General features: G+C 40.9%; 9 protein-coding genes. 3 read left to right on the forward strand and 6 right to left on the reverse strand.

The features are described from left to right. Positions 1 to 28 precede the first annotated feature (28 nt). Entirely contained in the window at positions 29 to 754 is a 726-nt protein-coding gene (locus tag C511_RS0105235) for a DNA alkylation repair protein (protein WP_034781676.1), read from the reverse strand. A gap of 390 nt (positions 755 to 1,144) precedes the next feature. Next, a complete protein-coding gene (locus tag C511_RS17190; protein ID WP_024996378.1) occupies positions 1,145 to 2,458 on the reverse strand; it encodes a TlpA family protein disulfide reductase in 1,314 nt (437 codons plus the stop codon). A 174-nt stretch (positions 2,459 to 2,632) separates the two neighbouring features. Between C511_RS17190 and C511_RS0105245 the strand changes: the two genes are divergently transcribed. Further along, positions 2,633 to 3,397 (forward strand): GNAT family N-acetyltransferase, encoded by a 765-nt coding sequence (locus tag C511_RS0105245; protein ID WP_027317895.1) that lies wholly within the window; start codon positions 2,633 to 2,635, stop codon positions 3,395 to 3,397. Here C511_RS0105245 and xyl3A read toward each other — a convergent pair. Next, positions 3,394 to 5,985 carry a xylan 1,4-beta-xylosidase gene (xyl3A, locus tag C511_RS0105250; RefSeq protein ID WP_027317896.1) on the reverse strand — a complete coding sequence of 864 codons (2,592 nt, stop codon included), beginning with the start codon at positions 5,983 to 5,985 and terminating at the stop codon, positions 3,394 to 3,396. The two genes, C511_RS0105245 and xyl3A, sit on opposite strands and share 4 nt — an antisense overlap. Before the next feature lie 50 nt (positions 5,986 to 6,035). Beyond that, on the reverse strand, positions 6,036 to 7,964 hold the full coding sequence (locus C511_RS0105255) for a glycoside hydrolase family 97 protein (protein WP_024996377.1): 1,929 nt from the start codon (positions 7,962 to 7,964) through the stop codon (positions 6,036 to 6,038). 161 nt (positions 7,965 to 8,125) lie between these two features. Here C511_RS0105255 and C511_RS0105260 point away from each other — a divergent pair, with 161 nt between their 5' ends. Further along, positions 8,126 to 11,599, forward strand: a complete 3,474-nt coding sequence (locus C511_RS0105260; RefSeq protein ID WP_027317897.1) for a bifunctional proline dehydrogenase/L-glutamate gamma-semialdehyde dehydrogenase — start codon at positions 8,126 to 8,128, stop codon at positions 11,597 to 11,599. Positions 11,600 to 11,614: 15 nt separating this feature from the next. On the opposite strand, the gene C511_RS0105265 is transcribed toward C511_RS0105260, so the two are convergent. Then, positions 11,615 to 14,566, reverse strand: coding sequence for a type III restriction-modification system endonuclease (locus C511_RS0105265; RefSeq protein WP_024996376.1), 2,952 nt, complete (start codon positions 14,564 to 14,566; stop codon positions 11,615 to 11,617). Between the two features lie 5 nt (positions 14,567 to 14,571). Further along, positions 14,572 to 16,509 carry a site-specific DNA-methyltransferase gene (locus C511_RS0105270; RefSeq protein WP_024996375.1) on the reverse strand — a complete coding sequence of 646 codons (1,938 nt, stop codon included), beginning with the start codon at positions 16,507 to 16,509 and terminating at the stop codon, positions 14,572 to 14,574. A 1,383-nt stretch (positions 16,510 to 17,892) separates the two neighbouring features. Here C511_RS0105270 and C511_RS0105280 point away from each other — a divergent pair. Beyond that, a complete protein-coding gene (locus C511_RS0105280) occupies positions 17,893 to 20,718 on the forward strand; it encodes a helix-turn-helix and ligand-binding sensor domain-containing protein (RefSeq protein ID WP_024996374.1) in 2,826 nt (941 codons plus the stop codon). Positions 20,719 to 20,760 lie beyond the last annotated feature (42 nt).

Consider the following 20,760-nt stretch of genomic DNA (forward strand, 5'->3'; position numbering starts at 1 on the left):
TAGGTTATCATCAATACTTCTCATGTATCTATTTCTTCATTGCTTCCGCTCTTAGATCAGCAGGCATTTTTTCAATTGCATAACGAAACGCTGTGCGCGGCATTACCTCTCGCTTTGACATAACGTAGTCGAATACGGCTTGTTGGTGAGCTTCGCTGGCAGCTTTGAGCATCCATCCGTAGCCTTTCTGTACAAGGTCGTCTGTGTCTAGCAAAAGAATATCTGCTATTTCAAAGATATCTTTTAGGAACATACCTTTGCGAGCAGGTATAATAAGCGTTACGGCAGCAGCACGTCTAACGAATCGTTTATCAGACTTGGCCCACTTTTTCAGTTCGGCTATATATTCGGGATACATCATCACGAAATTACCGATCGTATGATTACAAAGAGTGTCTGTATCGGCCCAGTTATTCAGGTAATTGTGTACCCAACGATCCAAAACCTTAAAATCGGCAGGTTCGTATTGCTTGTGCAGTGATTCTGCCCAAATACAGGCTACGATAGATTCTTCCAAATATCCGGCTTGCCAAAGTTCTTCGCAAAGTTCAAGTATTTCTTGTTTAGGCTGGTGCTTTATCTGCTTCAAACCTTCTTTGGCAATTTTGCTCACTTCACCTGTGCGTACGCCGTATACTTTGGGTGCTTCGCCCTCTTTGTGATAACGGGCAGATGAGGTGAGTACAGCTAAATCGGTGCTATCGATCAAGGCTTGACGAATGTCGGCAATGATTGGATTAGTTATTTCTTTCATTTTGGTATAATATAATGTTATCTAAATTCCATGCAGAATATGTTCAATTCCTTCGTTAGTCGGTATTTTGTAATCGTCCATGCTTACTACATATTTATCGAAATTATCGTCTATGAGCTTTAATGAACGATACTCTCTTTCTACTGTTTGTTCTTCTGTTAATTGGAGTGTAGCTTATAAGTATATTTTTTTATCACCTTTTATAGCAACGAGATCAACTTCTGAATCTTTGATTGATCTCACATAGACTTGATAACCTGCACGCCTTAAACTCAAATAAACTGCGTTCTTCAAAAGATAACCAAAGCCATAGCCATATCCTGAATAAAGATAGTTGCGATAACTTAAATCATTTCTGTTAACGACCGATAAGCATGACGAGTACTCACTTTATTCTTTGATAAGACTCAATATTTTCTCTTCTAATTCAGTTCCTCTTAAATTAGTTGCAAGAACAACTCCCTCTTTATTCAAAAGAAAGGTGGTGGGATAACCGTTTATCCCATATTCCTTTTTTATTTGATCTGCGTTATCCAACAATATCTGCGGCCATGTGATTCCATGTTTGTCAATCAATTCTTTGAGTAACTCGGCCGGACTGTCTCCAACTATTCCTATCATTTCAAATTTAGACTTATCGACATTGGCATATAACTTTTTGAGATTCGGTATTTCTGCTAAACATGCTCCACACCATACAGCCCAGAAATCAAGCAGAACATATTTGCCTTTCAGCTTTTCCAATGCAATTGTCGTTTTTTGTTGGAATGATTCTTTCTCAAAAGGGAAAGGTCTGTAGCCTACTTGGGAGGAAATAAGTTGCGACTTGGGTAAATCGGTTCTTTCCAAAATAAGTTTGTTTTTGAAGGTGTTTACTTCTACGACTTTATAATTGCCATCTCCGATCTCAATATATTCGTTTTTTCTGTATACATGATTTCGTTCTACTTTTTCTCCCTTTTTCATATCATCTTTGATGATAGTTAATCCAATCATTCTGTAAGATAAATCTGTAAAGTCGCTTGAACATATTGCTATTTTCTTTCCTTTGTATTCAGTTGTGGCGTATTGAGGAAAATTACACATGAACATGTTATATTCTTTATTATACATTATAAATAAAGGAGTCTTTATTGAGCGGATTTTGCCTTCAACATAGGTTTCTACTGTAACGTCAATGGTATGGATTTGTGCCAAAGAATCTTTGTTAGAGTTATCTTCATTCATTTCAAGCAGAGATACTGGTTTGTCATCGCTTAAATCAAGGTTATTGTTGGCATCTACAACGATCTTCAAATTTCCATCCGAATCTTTTCCATAAGCAAGAGCAATTTTGGTTCTGATGGGTTTTTGGGATAAAGTGAGGCTATCGGGAACCCAATTCCATAATTTTTGTAATTCTTCATACCCGCTTTTCGTTATATTGCCCGATATATAATCTTGGTAGGTTTCCTGATATCTATTTGTCTCGATATTGCCATATTTCAGCTCTGTTAAATCTTTGGGTAATTGGGGCACTTTTAAATATGTATTTTTCCATGGATCGTTTTCATCTTCTCGAATGGACGATATTCCTCGCAATGCCATGTTAAAAGGTCCATATCCGCTTTGTGTGGTTAAACGGAGCTCTATTATATTTTCTTGAGAATGTGCTGCCAAGAAACTTGATAGCAGTAAGATTAACAACAATATTTTTTGTTTCATAGTATTCATATAAAATTTTATCGCTGTAAATATAATCATATTAAAATACCTTCGAGTATATTTATCTTTAATATATCACAATTGTATTTTAATTATTTTGACTATTTTTGTATTCAAGAACCAGACTTACATGAAGTCGTATTTTCTATAACTATAATCAAAGTGACAGCAGATATGGATACTGATTTTATAAACTTAACACCAGAAAATCTTTCTGGTGAGCATTTGTGTTGCATTATTCGTAGCAAAAAGATTCATCCGGGCATTGAAGCTAAGCGACAATGGCTGGCTAGCCGGCTGACTGAAGGCCATGTGTTTAGGAAGCTGAATGCCAAAGCTACGGTTTTTATAGAATATGCACCGCTTGAAACGGCTTGGGTACCTATCATCGGCGACAATTATTATTATGTGTATTGCTTGTGGGTGTTGGGTGATTACAAAGGTAAGGGGTATGCTAAATCGCTCATGGAGTACTGTTTGGCTGATGCCAAAGCAAAAGGTAAATCGGGCGTTTGCATGTTGGGAGCGCAAAAGCAAAAAGCTTGGCTTTCCGACCAGTCATTTGCGAAGAAGTTTGGTTTCGAGGTGGTTGATACCACCGATACCGGATACGAATTGCTGGCACTTTCTTTTGACGGAACAAAGCCCCAATTCTCACCTAGCGTGAAGAATCAGGGCACTGAGGGCAAAGGGTTGACCATTTACTATGATATGCAATGTCCCTATGTGTGCCAAAATATAGAGGCCATAAAGATATATTGCGAAACAAATCATGTTCCTGTTTCTCTTATTCAGGTAGACACGTTACACAAGGCAAAAGAATTGCCTTGTGTATTCAATAATTGGGCTGTATTTTACAACGGTAATTTTGTAACAGTCAATTTATTCTTAGATGTCAGTTATATAGAGAAAATAGTCAATAGATATGCCACTACTTAAAGAATGGTTATCTTCATGCTTTTCAAATCTTTCGCATCCGAACTATTGCCATATAACAGTTCATATTCACCCGGGGTAACAGTCATTTTCCGTTGAGCCCAGTCGAAAAACTCGAATGCTGAAGGTGCGAGGTTTATGGTGGCGTTGGTTGATTGACCGGCAACCAACTCCACTCGTTGAAATCCGCGCAGGGTTTTAATAGGACCTTCTACATCATTCACCTTACGAACATACACTTGCAGTATTTCCGTTCCCGCTCTTTTTCCTACGTTACTTACCGGAATGGTTAGCCTGATGTTTTCGTCGGGCTTGATTTGAGACTTATCAATCGTGGCTTTGCCAATCTGGAAACGGGTGTAACTCAACCCGAAACCGAAAGGAAACAAGGCATCGGTCATATAGCGGTACGTGCGTCCTTTCATGGAATAATCCTCGAAGTCCTTCAATTGATCGGAACTTTTATAGAAGGTGATGGGAAGTTTCCCTCCGGGATTGTAATCACCGAAAAGAACATCGGCAACCGCCTGACCACCCGATTCGCCCGGATACCAGGCTTGAAGGATGGCGTCACATGATTCCGTTTCGGGTGTGAGCGCAATAGCGGAACCGGAACAGTTGACGAAAATAACTTTTTTACCTGCTTCTTTTAATGCTTTCAAACAGTTGCGTTGCACAGACGGCAGGTCAATGTTGGTGCGGTCGCCACCCTTAAAGCCGGGGTAGTTGACAGGCATCTCTTCACCTTCGAGGCTTCCCGAAAGTCCTCCTACGAACACAACGGTTTCAATACCTTTCAGCTTCTCAATCAGCTTGGTGTAATCAACATCTACTTCTTTCCCGAAATCAAATTCGATGTTGGCTTGCCAGTCGTTTTGTTGAGCATACTTAATTTCTATCTTATATTTCTGTCCGGCTTCCACCTTGAACGGAATGCGTGATGGCAGGGTACGCCAGTTGCTGTAACTTTGAAGCGTTTTGCCGTTGACCGTCAGCTCGAAATAGCCCGTTGCTCCGCCCTTGAATACCAAATCTTCTGATACTTTAGGCGTGAATTCAGCTTCGAATAAGGCCGAGAAACCCTGAAGCTTTACACCCGATGCAAATTCATGCTGGCCGGCCGTAGTCATTTTTATCGGATTAGTAATCTGTACCGTTGTGACAACGTTGCCGCTTCTGTCGGGCGTATTCCAGTACGTAGCCTTGAATCCGTTCTTATTATTAAAAGATAGTTGATTGAAATAACTTTGAGTCACCTTATCTTCAACCAAGTCGCACCCTTTATCGTAGTATATTTTCTTGTCGGCTATCTTCGTCTTTATTCCATCAAGAATTGAAATGGTGTGTATGGGCGTTCCGTTATAATTTCCCCACAGCATGGGTTTATCGTTTGCATTGGGGCCAATTACGGCTATCTGCTTGGTTGATTTCGACAGCGGCAACACATTCTTCTTATTTTGCAGCAGAGTCATGGTTTGACGTGCCATTTCCAAGGCCAATTGGCGATGCTTTTCGTTATTCAGTACCGATGCCGGTATTTGTGCCCAAGGAACAATGGCATCATCATCAAAATCACCCAAGTCGAAGCGTCCAATTAAAACGCGCATCAAACTTTTGTTTATATCTTCTTCTTTAAGTAATCCTTTTTCTACGGCAGCGGGGAGATCCTTAAACGGATAATTTTCCCACACACATTCCACATCTGTTCCGGCTAAAACGGCTTTGGAAGCCGCATGAACTGCATCCGAAGACACTTTGTGAGTGGTGAAAAAGTCGGTTACTGCCCCGCAATCAGACACCACAAGGTATTTAAAGCCCCACTCATCGCGCAAAATCCGTTGCAAAAGACGGGTGTTGCCGCAACAAGGCTCATCGTCTAAACGCTGATAAGCGCACATCACCTGGCGCACATCAGCCTCTTGTACCAATGCTTTAAAAGCAGGAAGGTACGTTTCGTTTAATTCGCGAGGACTAACGTTGTTCAGGTTCAACTCGTGGCGACTCCATTCCGGTCCGGAGTGCACGGCATAATGTTTGGCACAGGCCAGCAACTTACGGTATTTGGCATCGCTGGGTCCTTGCAACCCTTTTACAACCTGCACACCCATACGAGATGTGAGGTAAGGATCTTCGCCGTATGTTTCCTGACCGCGTCCCCAACGAGGATCGCGGAAAATGTTGACGTTAGGCGTCCACACCGACAAGCTCAGGAAACGTTTATTCTCGTTTCCGCGTTTGAGCCACTGGTTGTATTTGGCACGCCCTTCGTCGGATGCCGCATCGTATATTTTGAAGAGTAACGCATCGTTAAAAGAAGCAGCCATGCCTATGGGCTCAGGAAATACGGTAACACTGTCGTTGTTGGCATATCCGTGCAGTGCCTCGCTCCACCAGTTAAACTTTTTAATTCCCAAACGTGGAATGGCATCCGATTGGTCACACATTAATGCCGCCTTTTCGGCCAGTGTCAATCTCGAGATGAGATCTTTTGCGCGCTCTTGCGAACTCAAATTGGGATTCTTGTACGGTAACTGCTGACTCATGGAGTTAAGAGGAAAGAACGACAGGGATACGATACATACCCCTTGCATAAGTCTTTTGAATGATGCGTTTTTCATAATATAGATCGTATTAGCTCATATCATTTGATCGGTTTCAGATAACCAGCAAAGCCACCTCTTCTTAGCATTTTTACGTCTACGGATGAGGCTTTATCGACTACCATGTATTGAGTGCGGAACTCCTTATCGTGCTTGCCGTCGGCTATTAATGTAAGTTGATACTTCACACCTTCGGGCAGGAAATGGAACGATAACTTTTTTCTCTGTTCGCGCATATTATCGGCACTTATTCCGCCAATATACCATTGGTCACCTTTCTGGCGAGCCATTACAATATCTTTGCCGGGATAACCGTCAAGTAACCGAGTGTTGTCCCATGTATTGGGCACGTTTCTTAAGAATGCTTTTACGGCATCGGGCAAAGCGTAATACCCTTCCGGTCTGTCGGCAAAATGCTGAATCCCCGATTCAAACAGCACGCTCAGTGCCAGCTCGTGACCAAAGGAAGTAATGTGCGGAAATTGAGAATTGGTGAAAGTGACCGGTGTATAATCCATTGCTCCAACCACGTTTCGGGTAAAAGGCAATATGGTGTTATGCTCCGTAGCAGTGTAGGTAAATTCCGGTCCGTTGTTGTACCACTCCGCTCCCCGAACACCTTCGTACGTCATCAGGTTGGGGTAGGTGCGTGCCCAGCCGCGCGGCACCAGGCAGCCGTGGAAGTAAACCATTATTTCAAACTTGGCGGCGTCATCCAGAATATCCAGATAATATCTAATCATGTCCTGCTTCTCGCTCTCAAAGAAGTCAATCTTAACCCCGACAACACCCAACTTCTTTAGTTTCGTAAACTCTTCCACACGGTTTTCATGCGTGAGCATTCTGTCTTTAGGTGTGGATGCTACCCACGTATGTTCGCCACCGGAGTTGTACCACATCAATGGCTTTATTCCTTTGTTCCGAATGTAAGTAAGCGCATCTTCCAGTTTTCCGCCATCGCCCATGCTATCCCATTCCCAGTCGAGCAACGTGTAGGGCCATCCCATTTCGGCAGCCAAATCGGCAAAGGCACAAACGGTTTGGTAACTTCGCGTGCCGTGATTGTCCGACCAATAGTTCCACGATGCAACGCCCGGTTTAATCCAGTCGGTTTTGCTGATAACGGAAGGAGTGGAAACGTCGTCAACCAAAGTCGATTCAACGATGTCGGCCAGACTTCCGATGATAACCACCCGCCAGGGCGATTTCCAAGGCAAGGTGATGGTGGGTTTGGATTCTCCCAGTCCCCTGCCGTTCCATTGATCGGGGAAGGTTAGTTTATAACTGCTCTTATCGGCCGTATTTGATAATTTTGTTCCGCAATAATTTCGATCCAGATCTGCCTCGTGAATCAAGTACCAGCAACCCTTATCCGGTGTATTGAAAAGAGCAGGATAGCCCCAGTCTTGCTGAACATTTCCATCTTTGGCACTGCTATAAAGCCCTTCGTTGGCCGGGTTAAACTTTTCCAGCCATCTTTTGGTGCTATCGGTCATGCAATAAGCCGTCAGCTCATCATTCACCACGAATGAGCCGCCCTTTTCGGGAAACTGATAGCGAAAGGCTACGCCATCATTGTAAGCCCTGATGATAATATTCAGTTTGGACTTTTTCTGATTCTCAAAAGAAACAACTACTTCGTTGGCCTGATTGGAGCATTCAGATTTCTTGCCGTGTATAGCAGTGTACTTTTCATGTATAACCAATGGTTTGGATGCTTTTAAGAATTTCAATCCGTTGGAGAAATCTTGGTCTGCACGGGCCAGCCCTAACTTGATCTGTGGTATCACTTCACATTTTTGTTCCTGATTGGAATAGTTTACCTTCAAATACCATTCACCATTTTCAGCATTCTGTGCATTAAAGAGTTCGATGGAAATTTTCCGGTTAGGCGATACGACAGTCGCTTTCTGAGCAAATAAACCGAGGGAAAAAGCTAGAAGAAGTCCTGCAATACAAAAGGTTCTCATGATTAGATTTCGTTTTTAAGTATGTTTATATAGTATCTGTTGGGTTTATACGGGCAAATATACGATTAAAAATACTTTTGTTGATGAAAAAAAACGATGATTGTGTGTACTAAATCGAGATTTTGCTGTATAATTACGAAACTTTTCTAATTGCATTAACTATGTCACAAGTAACCTCGTCATCCGTTGTAGAGTGGGCGAAGGACTTTCTGAATAAAGCAAAGTCCGAACTGACCCCCGAAGAAGTAAAAGAGCAAAAGAAATTTGCTTCATTAGTACAAACACCCGAGTATAAAACCTTTCTGTCGAAGATGCTTGACGAATCGTCGCAAATTCGAAATAATTCCAAGCTGAACAAGCGTGTGCGACAAATCATTCGCGAATACGGTATTCCTGATTTCTTTAGTCCCGGCGACCGTTTTCTAATCAGACTTTATATGGCGGGAGGTTATCTTTTCCCGTCTATTGCCATGCCTATTTTTAAATCGAAACTACGCAGTGAAACCGATAAAATAATCATTTCCGAAGAACGTCCCCGACTGACCCAGCATCTTGCCGGTCGCTGGCAGAACAACATCGGACAAAATGTAAACCTACTTGGCGAAGTGGTATTGGGCGACTCAGAGGCCCGTCACCGTTACGAACACTACCTTGAAGCGTTGGAAATGCCCGATGTTAACTACATTTCAATTAAATTGAGCGGCATTTATGCGCAAATCAAATCGCTATCCTATGAGCAAAATAAACGTGAGCTGATTGAAATGGTTTCTGCCATTTATAGAAAGGCGATGCAACAAACTTATACGAATCACGAAGGCAAGCAAACGTATAAATTTGTCAATCTGGATATGGAAGAGTATAAAGACATGGAACTGACCTATGATGTGTTTATTGAAACTCTTTCGCTTCCGGAATTTAAAAACTATTCGGCCGGCATTGTTGTGCAGGCCTATCTGCCCGATGCCGAGAGTAACTTCAATCGTTTGCTAGCGTTCTCGAAAAAGCGTGCATCCGAAGGAGGTGCTCCCATTAAAATGCGTTTGGTAAAAGGTTGTAACCTGCAAATGGAATCTATTATTTCGTCTATGCGTGGCTGGGAAAATCCCATTTTGCACACTAAAATAGAGGTAGATGCCAACTATATGCACATTCTCGACTTAGCCTTAAAACCGGAAAACACAAAGGTGTTGCATATAGGAGTTGCGTCTCATAATTTCTTCACGATTGCTTATGCGCACTTGTTATGTGAACAGAATGCAGTTACCGAAGGAGTCACTTTCGAGATGCTCGAGGGAATGGCTAACCACCTGCCGCGGGTGATGCGCCAACTCCAAAAGAACATTATTCTTTATACTCCCGTAGTGAAAGCGGAGCATTTCTTAAATGCCGTGTCTTATTTGGTGCGTCGCCTCGATGAAAATACAGGTAAAGAAAACTTCCTGACCTATACCTTTAACCTGAAGCTGGATAGCGATAAATGGCTTTTTCTCAAAGAACAGTTTGAGGAAGCTTATCTCCTAAAAGATACCGTGAATACAAAACCTTATAGAACGCAAAACAGAATGAACCCGCAGCCGTCGGCTCTTCCTCTTGAGGAGCGGTTGAAAGAGCCTTTTGCTAATGAACCCGATACGGATCTTGATCTTCCGTGGAACCGCGAATGGGCATTGGCCGTTCTCAACAAATGGAAAACGGAAGTAAACGCTACTAATTTTGTGGTTCCCGTTCAGATAGGTGACAAGGAAGTGCTTACGATGAACAAAAGGACGTATACTGACCGTAGCCGCGAGAACCAAGTTGTTGTTTGCGAAGCCAATCTTTCTACGCAAGAACAAATAGAGGAAATACTTGCTACAGCTGAAAGCGATGCATCCGGTTGGCGGAAAACGTCGCTTGACCAGCGCAAGAAAATATTGTTTCAAGTGGCCGAAAATATCGCTGCCAAGCGTGGCGATTTGATAGGCTGCATGGCAGCTGTAACGAGTAAAACCTTTACCGAAGGCGATGTAGAAGTATCGGAAGCAATAGACTTTTGTAGGTTTTACCCTACCTCCATGGCTGCGTTCGACGAACTTAAAACCGTTTCTTATCAGCCGAAGGGAATTGTTCTGGTCATTCCCCCCTGGAATTTTCCGTTGGCTATTCCCGTAGGTGGCACGGTTGCTGCACTGGCAGGCGGAAATACTGTGCTGTTAAAGCCTGCAACTGTTGCACTACCGGTTGCTTGGGAATTTGCCCAATGTTTCTGGGATGCCGGAGTGCCTAAAGATGCGCTGCAAGTGGTTTGCCCCGCCGAGAGGCAGTCGCTGAACTGGCTTTCTGCTCACCAATCTGTCAAACATATCATCCTGACGGGAGGTACCGATACCGCTTTCCGCTTGCTTGAGAATGCACCGCGTACACCACTTTCTGCCGAAACAGGAGGAAAAAATGCGATGATACTTACGGTTAACGGTGATCAGGATCGTGCTATTCTGAATGTTGTTTCATCGGCTTTTAGTAATGCCGGACAAAAATGCTCTGCCTGTTCGCTCTTACTTGTTGAACGCAGTACCTACGAAGACGAAATCTTCCAATCGAAATTGCGTGATGCCGTTTTGAGTTTGCGCACGGGTGGTGTGTGGGATCCGATGAACTATGTAGGGCCCATGATTGATCATAAAAATGAGAAGCTGCAATACGCCATTGATCATCTTGAACCCGGTGAATCATGGCTTGTGGCGCCTGAATTTATAGATAAAGAACGCTATATACTTAAACCCTGCGTGAAGTGGGGTGTTAAGCCGGGCAGTTATACCTTCCGCAACGAACTGTTTGCACCGTTACTTTCCGTGGTTTGCATTGACAGCCTTGAACAGGGAATTGAGTATGCCAACTCTTCCGAGTATGGTTTGACGGCCGGCTTGCAGAGCCTCAATAAAGATGAGCGAGAACTCTGGAAAAACAAAATTGAGGCAGGTAACCTTTACATCAATCGAGGAATAACGGGAGCTATCGTACGTCGCCAGCCCTTTGGCGGAATGAAGCGTTCGGCTTTTGGTGGAGGCATCAAGGCGGGAGGTCCCAATTATGTAGCAAGTTTCCTTCGTTTTAAAAATGCCACGGCTTATGACATAAAAGATGTTGAGGCCAATTACAGGCAGGCATGGAACAACGTGTTCTCCAAAGAAGAAGATGTGAGCCACATTTACGGAGAAGAAAATACCTTCCGCTATTTACCTTTGAACTCGATGGCTCTACGCATTGCCGATGGTGATACGTTGAATGATGCATTATTGGTTATGCTGGCAGCCAATCAAACAAAAACGAAGCTGACCGTCAGCCTCTCTGACAAGCACCATCAACTGGAAGTCATCAAAGCGAAAGTGGCATTGTTCCACGGAATGAGCTTGAGACTGGAAAGTGAGGACGATTTTATCAATACGATGTCAACATACGAACGCGTCCGCGCATGCTCAGAAAGCTTATCGGATGCGGTTTATCAAAAAGCTGCGGAACTGGGACTTTGTATTATTGACAGCGCTCCCCTTGCCGAAGGACGTATTGAGTTGCTTCATTACTTGAAAGAACAAAGCATCTCGTTTGAGTATCATCGGTACGGCAGTATATTTGAAGAGAATAAGTGTTGCGGGTAAATCAATACCCGCTTACTATTCTCCTTTTAGTATTTCCTCTATAATGGATTTGATTCCGTTATTATTAAGTTGTGTTTTAAAGGATACTTTGTAACCATCTAATGTCAGCTGGTTGAAAAATTCTTTCGCACAACTTATTTTCATGCCTTCTTCTCCCCTTAACGAAGATTTGCCTTCAACCTGTTTGGTCTCAATCACGATATTAAGTTCTTTTTCACCGTTAGCCTTTTTTACTACATACATAAAATCGGGGCTATAAGAATCATTACCAATAGTAGGAATAGAGATACTTCGGCGTGGAATTTTACCATATACAATAACCTCTTCGATTTCTTTTGTAATGTTCTTACATTCCAAAGGAGAATCGTAAGCTATTACATCATAGAGATATTTAGCAGAGGGTTCTCCTCTCAGAATGTTTGTACCTATTTCGCCCTGAACAACTTCAGCCCTTACAGTTCCATCTGCATTGGTTAGTTTCGTTGAAGCGGGGGTATATTCAGTCTTTTTGTAATTGAAACGCCCTTTCAAGTTATCATATTTCCAGTCATTAAATTTGGAAATGAATCTGGCTGCCGAACTTTCATTGATATATGCCTGATTAAATCCGTTTTCAGATTTAGCATATTGCACGATAGCATTATGAAGTGTATTTATTGGAATAGAGGTTGCTTTGTTTATTCGTTTTAAAAATACGTTATAAGGAAGTCTTTTGCCACTTATCAAATAAGTCACTCCTGCTTCGCCAACTACCTCAATGTTGCTTTTCCCCGCATATATTTTTTGGCGGTCGGTTGTTATTTCCTGCGAACCAAATACTCCATTTTGGAGTAAAATTTGAATATCTTTTTCTATGGATTGTTCTACGTCGCTGTTGAAAAATAATACATACTTTTTATTAATAGCACTCCAAAGCTCTTTTAGTTCATTGAAACGTGCCTCCCGGACTTTGACCGTGTTTTTTGCTTTTTTGTTCTTATCAATCACTTTCGCACTTGCAAGACGAGGCATATTGAATTCTGAATAATCCTGATAAAAATCGTTGATTTTATCTACATTTATTTTCCTTGAAAAGTCAATATAACCTCTTGTCATCAATTCAATCATGAATTGATTTGTGTCTATGTTGCGAAGTTGGGCAACTCGTTCCATCTCTTCAATTGAGATATGCGTAGCCTGCTCGGCCGGTAACTCTGCATTTATTTCAGCAACTAAACGATTGGCAAAATCGGCTTCGGTAAAGTCAACAATATAATTCAGCATGAATTCTTCATTAGATATACGGTTGCCGAATTCATCTACCGGCAAGCGGAGTCCACGTCCTACTTCCTGAATTTTGCTGTTATCGCTGCCGCTGGAACGTAGTTTGACAATGGTAAACACATTTGGGTTATCCCAACCCTCTTTAAGTGTCCATTTTGAAAACAAAAAACGGCGAGTGTTCAACGATTTGTCTTCATTGACAATAGAGAGTAATTTCTTCTTGTTATGAAGTATTTCATCTATTTCGGCAGCAATATTATCGTCGGAATCCGTGTTATCTTTGGCAAAATATCCGGCATGGCAAGCCGAAATATCGGCTTTGCTTGCTTCGAGGTATGCTCTATATTCAGTTGAACATGTTTGCTTTAGTTCATAGTCTATTCGTTCTTTTAATAGTTGCTCAAAAATAGAGTGTAACCACTTGTTGCCATTACTATCACCGCGATAAGAATCAATGTTGTCAATGAAAAATAGAGCTAATGTTTTAATCTTACACGGGCGATCAAAGTTAGCACGCTCAGTTTCGAAATGACGTTGAATAGCCAAACGAATCATTTGTTCCTGATAAGAATCAGAAAAAATATCTACAGTAAATTCTTCTCCTGTAAATTTAATCTGCCCATTGGAAAATTCAACGAAATTTTTGCCTATTCCCGTTATTGAAAGACCTTTGAGTTCTTCGCTAATGACCGATAACGAATCGCCGGTTTGTAAGGTATATGACTTACGTCCGTTGACTGATATATGATTAAAAATTGCTGAGGTTTTACTTTCGATTGATGTTATTTTTATTTTCTCATCTTTGGAAGATAAAGGTTCAAAATGCTCTTTGGCTACACCTTTAATAAGATTTTGATTAAATGATTCGCAAGCATTAAGGTCATACAAAAGATTGAGATAATCTTTCTTTGTTGTTTTATTCTTCCCTTTCCCAACTGCGATGTCGGGAAATGTAGCTCCAAAGCGTACAATACATTGTGGCTTTAATTCTTCAACAATTCGTTCATACGCTTTCTGGTCACGTTGAAAACGATGTGGCTCATCCATAATTACGAATGGTTGTGTAGCGGCAAGCGCATCAAAAGGACGGTAGTATCCATGGACCCCAAAATCATAATCGGAGCGGGAAAGCATATTGCCGTTTGTCAATAATTGCATATTGGTGAGCAATACATAGATTCTGTTTTTTGTTTGACAGGATCCTTCAACAAACGCACGGACAGCACTTGGGAAAAAAGTTTTTCCTTTTTTCTTTGCTTGCGCTTTTAAAGTGTATAACTCTATTTGCGCCCCATACCCACAGGTGTTTTCAAAGTGCTTTTGAACGTATCCATCACCAAGAAATTGTTCTGCACCCGCTTTGATTGGAAGTGAAGGCACTACTACAATGAACTTGTTAATGCCGTACTGCTGGTGTAATTCGTAAATGGCATGTGTATAAACGTATGTTTTTCCGGTACCGGTCTCCATTTTAATATCCAAATGGAGCGGCTTGACTTCTCTTGAAAGGATGCGCAATGAACTGTGAAGCCCATTTGTTTTTTGAACTTGCTTTATATTCTCAAATAGAATACCATCGGTAAAAATTTCTGGATTACCGTAATATTGATTCGGTTGGCTGATAGTTGTATTTTTGAATACATCAGCAATGGAGTCAACTGCTTTTTGCTGGTGGGTAAGCCCTGTCTGTAAAATTAGCTCCATAATGCTTAGTATCTGATGTCAAAGTTAGCTTTTAGGTTTTTATGAGAATCGCGCAGTACAAACAGATTTTTGCGAAGCATTTCCGTTTGTGAAAAATTGAAGCTATAACCAAAGACCACAATGTTTTCGGGACTGAATGACGGTTCTTGCTGGTACCGATCGAGTAGTGCCACCATGTCATTTTCATTGATTCCTGCTTCAATAAAATATAGGTGTTTACCGCACAAGTAAGCTGTGTAATCGGCTAATTTCACATCTTCTACTTTTGCCCCAAAGCCATACCCGTCTTTCACCAACCATGTTTCGAGTACGGTTTCTTTGCCAAACAGCGATAAGGTATCGTTATTGGTAAACATTTCAGTCTCTTTAAATTCTTCTAATTTATCAATTGTATCTTCGGACGGCTCTACCAAGGTGTAATGTTTGAAACCGTAGTCAATATCAGCTTTGGTTTCGGACTTTATTTTGGCAGCTGCGCGTTTAATACGCTCTATGCCAATAAAATCTAGAGTAGTAGGCCGATTTATAGATTGGAGAAATTCATAAGCCGTTTTTTGACTTGCATTTTTAGAATCTAATACTTCGGGGAGTTGAATAGCAATAAAGGTTCTGTTTCCACCTTCTTTATCTTCGGCATTTACTTCTAATACAGCTTGAGCACTAGATGCACTGCCTGAGAAAAAATCGACAATTATTGCACTTTTATCGAAATTAGTTGCTGCCTTGATTAGATATTTTAATAGACTTACAGGCTTTGGAAAATTAAAAACTTTGCTGTTAAATAGTTCACCTATATCTTTTGTACCATCCTGACTCATACCTACTTCTTTGGGTAGGTTTGTACTTACTGGGGTGAATCCAAACATTCCACCTGCTTTCTTCTCATCATCTTCTTTGAAATATCTTAGTACAGGCTTTGAAATCTTCAAGAAATCATAATCTCCAGGGAAAACTATTCTGTTTTCTTTTTCAAAATCTTTAATTGTTTCTGAAGTAACACGCCATACAGCATTGGGATTTGCTGGAAATTTATCTCCATTTTTAGGATTGACGATTGTAAAATTACTATTAGGTCTTTCATTAGCATTGGTTTGTTTTGTTAAATCATGTATCCGCCATGGTCTATCAGGAAGATCGTCTGTCTCAAAATATTTTCGCGTACCTCCTTCCAAAGCGGCAGTAAAATCTTGTTTAGCATAACAAATAATAGATTCATAATCTTGTGATACTCCAAAAGGCACATCACTTTTTGCTGTTCTTTTTCTCCACGGTATGTTTGCCACAAAAGATTCTTCACCAAAAACACTATCACAAATCAACTTCAGATTAGCTTGTTCGTTATCATCTATTGAAATAAATATGACGCCATCGGGGGTAAGCAAATCGCGGGCAAGCAACAAACGTGGATACATGAAGGTAAGCCATGCCGAATGCGAAGCACGCCCTTTGGTGGTGAGATCGAAGATTTTCTGTGCCTGCTCTTCACTAATGCTTAGTTTGTCTATCAGTTCCTGAGACGTAAAGTTAAAATTATCATTGTACACAAATCCATCCGAACCTGTGTTGTATGGCGGATCTATATAGATACACTTCACTGCACCTGTGTATGATTTTAGCAAATGTTTTAGCCCATCGAGGTTGTCGCCACTGATATAAAGGTTTTGACTATTTGCATTTTCGGGTTTAACATTGTGCTCCAAATCAGGCTGAACTACCGTAGTCGTATCAATAGAAGCCAATAATTTAGCATAGTTTTTCCCCAGAAAGTTAAGATCGTATCCTTCGTGGGTTATATCTATATCGTTTTTAATCAGATCTTTGAACTTATCAATGTCGAATTTGCCTTCCTTGTCGAAGCATTGGGGGAAATGCGTATGCAACACTTTCAGTGTTTGTGCGTTTGGAGTTACGGTTTCGTTGCTTTGAATAATATTTTTTATCATAATGCCAACTTGTTCTGATTCTTGACTTGTACTGGTTTCATTTCAACATAATAACTTCATAATCGATGCAGTCATCTATCTTGAAGGAATTTATATTGTGTTATCGCAAAGATAACTAATTTTAATTTATTATGCGTAATATGTATGATTTTACAATTAAATATTATCGCTTCGGTAGTCATTTCTCAATACCCGTAGTCACCTTCTATCAAAAGCAACATTGCCGTTAATGTGCCCAACGCTACGAGAGAGATACATGTGTTGTCATTAACTTGCTAGGAACTTATATTTTTCACCGAGAATGGTTTCAAAAACACCTTGTAATAACACCTAATAAAATAACCACAATGATTTGGATTTGACAGTATAATGTATTATCTTTGTACCTATAATCTTATAGTATATTCAAATTATTATAGGCGCAAAGGCAGGAGTTCATACTCTTGCCTTTTTTTATGTCTTGACGGTTTGTGATTGTATTAACACGGTGTCTCGCGCCGGTTTGCACGGTAGCAAAAGGTCAATAAGAAACCGTCTGATGGCGAAGAGACGGTTTCTCCCGAACCAAAAGACGGTTTACGATTTAAAATTGCTCGTTATCTTTTTGAAAAAGTCGGTTATGTTTTTCAAAAAGTTGGTTATGTTTTACCAAAGTCTTGCCGATCCTTGTTGCTCCCCGGTTTATTGGTTAATAATATATAAATCTGCTCTTGACAAGATTTGTCTGATTCATGGCATCAAGGAGTGAATTTGTAAAATTAGTTCTACTTTTAGTAACAAGCTTCTAATAGTAACAACCATTTTCAGTATAAGTCAAAGTTTCCAAATAAAACAAACATACAACCTGCGTTGAAAGAAGTCAATTCAGTGTGAATTTGACCGAAGAGCAAAGCCGAAAAAGGGGTTTATCAATGCACAATAGCCTGTTTTTGATGACTTATGAAGTGACTTTTGGCCATTTTTAATCAAAAAACACTCGAAAGCGATGAAACATCGTCGCATTTTTAGTTAAATTGGAGTTAATGAATCTGTATACTTAGTTAAAAGTGATAGATAGTGAGGGTAAAACTGCCAATTTAGTGGTAGACATATTTTACTATCACTCTTCTGTAAGGCTTATAAATAGGGAGTTTTGACCAAGTTAGTGAGGGTAAGTGAGGGTAAACCACACTTTTTTTTCTCTGGGAGAAGAGTTGTGAAATAGAGTCAAGGTAAATGGTACTCTTTTTAGAATGCTTTGTTTGATCTGTATTTTATATATTGATAAGGTGCAATAATTGAACTTTTATTTCCGGCTTGGGTTTCTACTAACAAAAAAGTAAATGATCAAAGTCTCAACTTCGTTTATTCAACTATCTTTGCAGAACCTTAATATTGTATATTATGAACTTGAAAAAAATCTTTTATTTTCTTTTTATACTTTGTTTTATAGAGATTCATGCAGCCGAAAAACCGTTTATTATTAATATCTATAGGGATAAATACAAGGCCGCCAATAAGAACTGGAGTGCATGCCAGGATGAGAGGGGGATAATGTATTTTGGTAACGATAAAGGCTTGCTGGAATTCGACGGCATGGTCTGGAAATTGCATCCGAGTATAAACGGTTCTTATATTAAAGGAATCGGTATTGAGTCACACGAGGTTATTTATACCGGCGGTTTTGAAGACATTGGCCGTTGGAATCGTGATGTTTCCGGCAATCTGAAATACATTAGCTTCAAAAAGCTCCTGCCCAAAGGGATGTTGCATAACGAAACAATCTGGCGGGTGTGCGTCGATAACAAAAACAAGAAGGTTTATTACCAATCGTTCGGACACATCTATATCTTTAATGGAACGTCTGTTCGCCAACTAGGATTGAAAAACGGTTTGCTGTTTCTTCATCAGGTGGGTGATGAGTATTGGGTACAGGAGATTTACGGTTCGCTGTATCGGCTCACGAACGATAAGTTGCAACGAATAGAAGGCAGTGACATTTTCAAAGGGAAGCTGGCCCGGGTTATTTTAGCACACGGTAATGGTCAGTGTTTGGTTGGCACTTCTTCGGGAGAGATTTATCGGTATGCCGGAGGGCGTTTTACGCTTTGGAACAAGGCATTCAGTGAAGTGCTTCGTGACAAGGAACTCAATAGTGCGGTCGGTGTGCCTAAGCGGGGGACTTACTACTGGGGAACTTTGCTCGACGGAGTGTATGAGACTGATGCCGACGGAAATGTTTTAGCTCACTACTCGTCAAAGAATTCGTTGCAAAACAATACGATTCTGGCTTTGTGCAAAGATAACCTGGATAATGTGTGGGTAGGTATGGACCGGGGACTGGCGTACATTCGCTACACCAAAGGGCTTAGTTATTATAACTCTTTCTCGCAAGATATCGGGGCTGTGTATTGTGCTACTTATTGGAATAATTATCTGCTCATAGGAACCAATCAGGGGGTGTATTACATCCCTCAAAAATCTCTTTTCAGTTCCGACTATTTTTCTTCGCTGAAATTTATGAAAGGCACGCAAGGACAGGTGTGGAGCTTCTCTGCGGTGGATGGCCGACTGTTTTGCGGGCATAACATGAGTATTCTCGAAATTGGGAAGGATATGAATGCATCGGCTCCTTACCCCTTGCATACGGGGGTGTTCCGTATTACAAAGTTGCCGGTGAAGGATCGTAATCTGCTGTTTGTGGTTACGTATAACAAACCGGCCATTGTCGATATGGACACGCGCAAGGTGTGGGAGGTAAGTGGAATCTCTAAATCGGTTATTAATGCGGAGGTCGATCACTTAAATAATATCTGGATGGAAACGGTGGGACAGGGTATCTATAAGTGTCGGCTAACGGATGACTACAAGTCTTATCACTATCTTTTTTATTATGGAACGGAGAAAGATAAGTCTCTTCCTGAGAAATTATCACTGTTCAAGGTCGGCGGCAGAATTGTATTTCTAGGTGATAATACTTTCTGGGTATATGATGAGAACAGAGATCAGATTGTACCCGAGAATAAATTGAATAAATGCTTTGCGCAGGTCAGTGACTTGAAGCGACTGGTTCACATCAACGACGATCAGAGCTGGGCTATCACGAGTTCTTCCATTTATCGATTGATGTACGATGGTTACATTGCCCGGATTTTGGAGGCGTATAATGTAGATAACGATAACTTGTCGCTAGTGAATGCGGATGAGAACATTTCTGTGCTGAACGATTCTGTATCACTGGTGTGTCTTGATGCGGGATTTATTCTTCATAATTTGCATGAAAAAAGTGCCGGAGTGAAATTAAATGCTCCTCTTATCGAATCAGTCAAGATCAGCATATCCGGCGGAAAGGAACGTTATCTGGCTCCCGGTGAGGATGCTGAAATTCCTTATAATTATAACAATGTGACGTTTAATTTCACGGAAAGTCATTCGTTTACTTCCAACCTTTCTGTGCAGTACATTCTTGAGGGGATGGGTAATGAATGGAGCGAACCGTCTACTTCGGGGAGTGTTTTTTACGCTCGTTTGCCCAAAGGCAGTTACACGTTTAAACTAAGAACGATTGACGGATTGGGCAATGAGTCCGAAGAGACTGTGTATCGGTTTGAAATCTTGTCTCCCTGGTATCAAACGTATTGGGCTTATCTGCTTTATGTACTTATTACCGGCTCTGTGCTTTACTTGGTGTGGATGCTTATCTTAAGGCGGTATCGCAATCTGCACTTGCAGAAAGTTCGTGCACGTGAGGCTCGTTACTTGAGGAGGATGAACGAAAACTTACTCAATAAAATAGAGGAGAAAGATGCCGAGCTGTTTACACAGACTTCTTTTATCATCAAAAAGAACGAACTGATTCTGAGTTTGAAGAATATAGCCGACGATTTCTATGCAAAGAGTGCTCAGAAATCATTGCTGCCTTTTATTCAGAAAATAAATGCACTTTTAGCCAATAACATGGATACGGAAGACGACTGGAATATGTTCCTTATCCGCTTTGAAGAGAAACATAAGAATTTTTTCAAGAAGCTCAAAATGCTGTATCCGCAACTGACCAACAATGACCTGAGGTTATGCGCTTGCTTGAAACTTGGTTTGGAATCAAAGGACATTGCTTCTTTAATGAACATATCAGTACGGGCAGTAGAGAATAACCGCTATCGGTTAAGAAAAAAACTCGATTTGAAACCTACTCAAAACCTCAACGACTGCTTTATGGAGATTGACTGATTTAGTCTTGTAAGTGCTTGTATATCAGAATATAATTTTATT

The sequence above is a fragment of the Bacteroides graminisolvens DSM 19988 = JCM 15093 genome, assembly GCF_000428125.1.
GTDB lineage: Bacteria > Bacteroidota > Bacteroidia > Bacteroidales > Bacteroidaceae > Bacteroides > Bacteroides graminisolvens.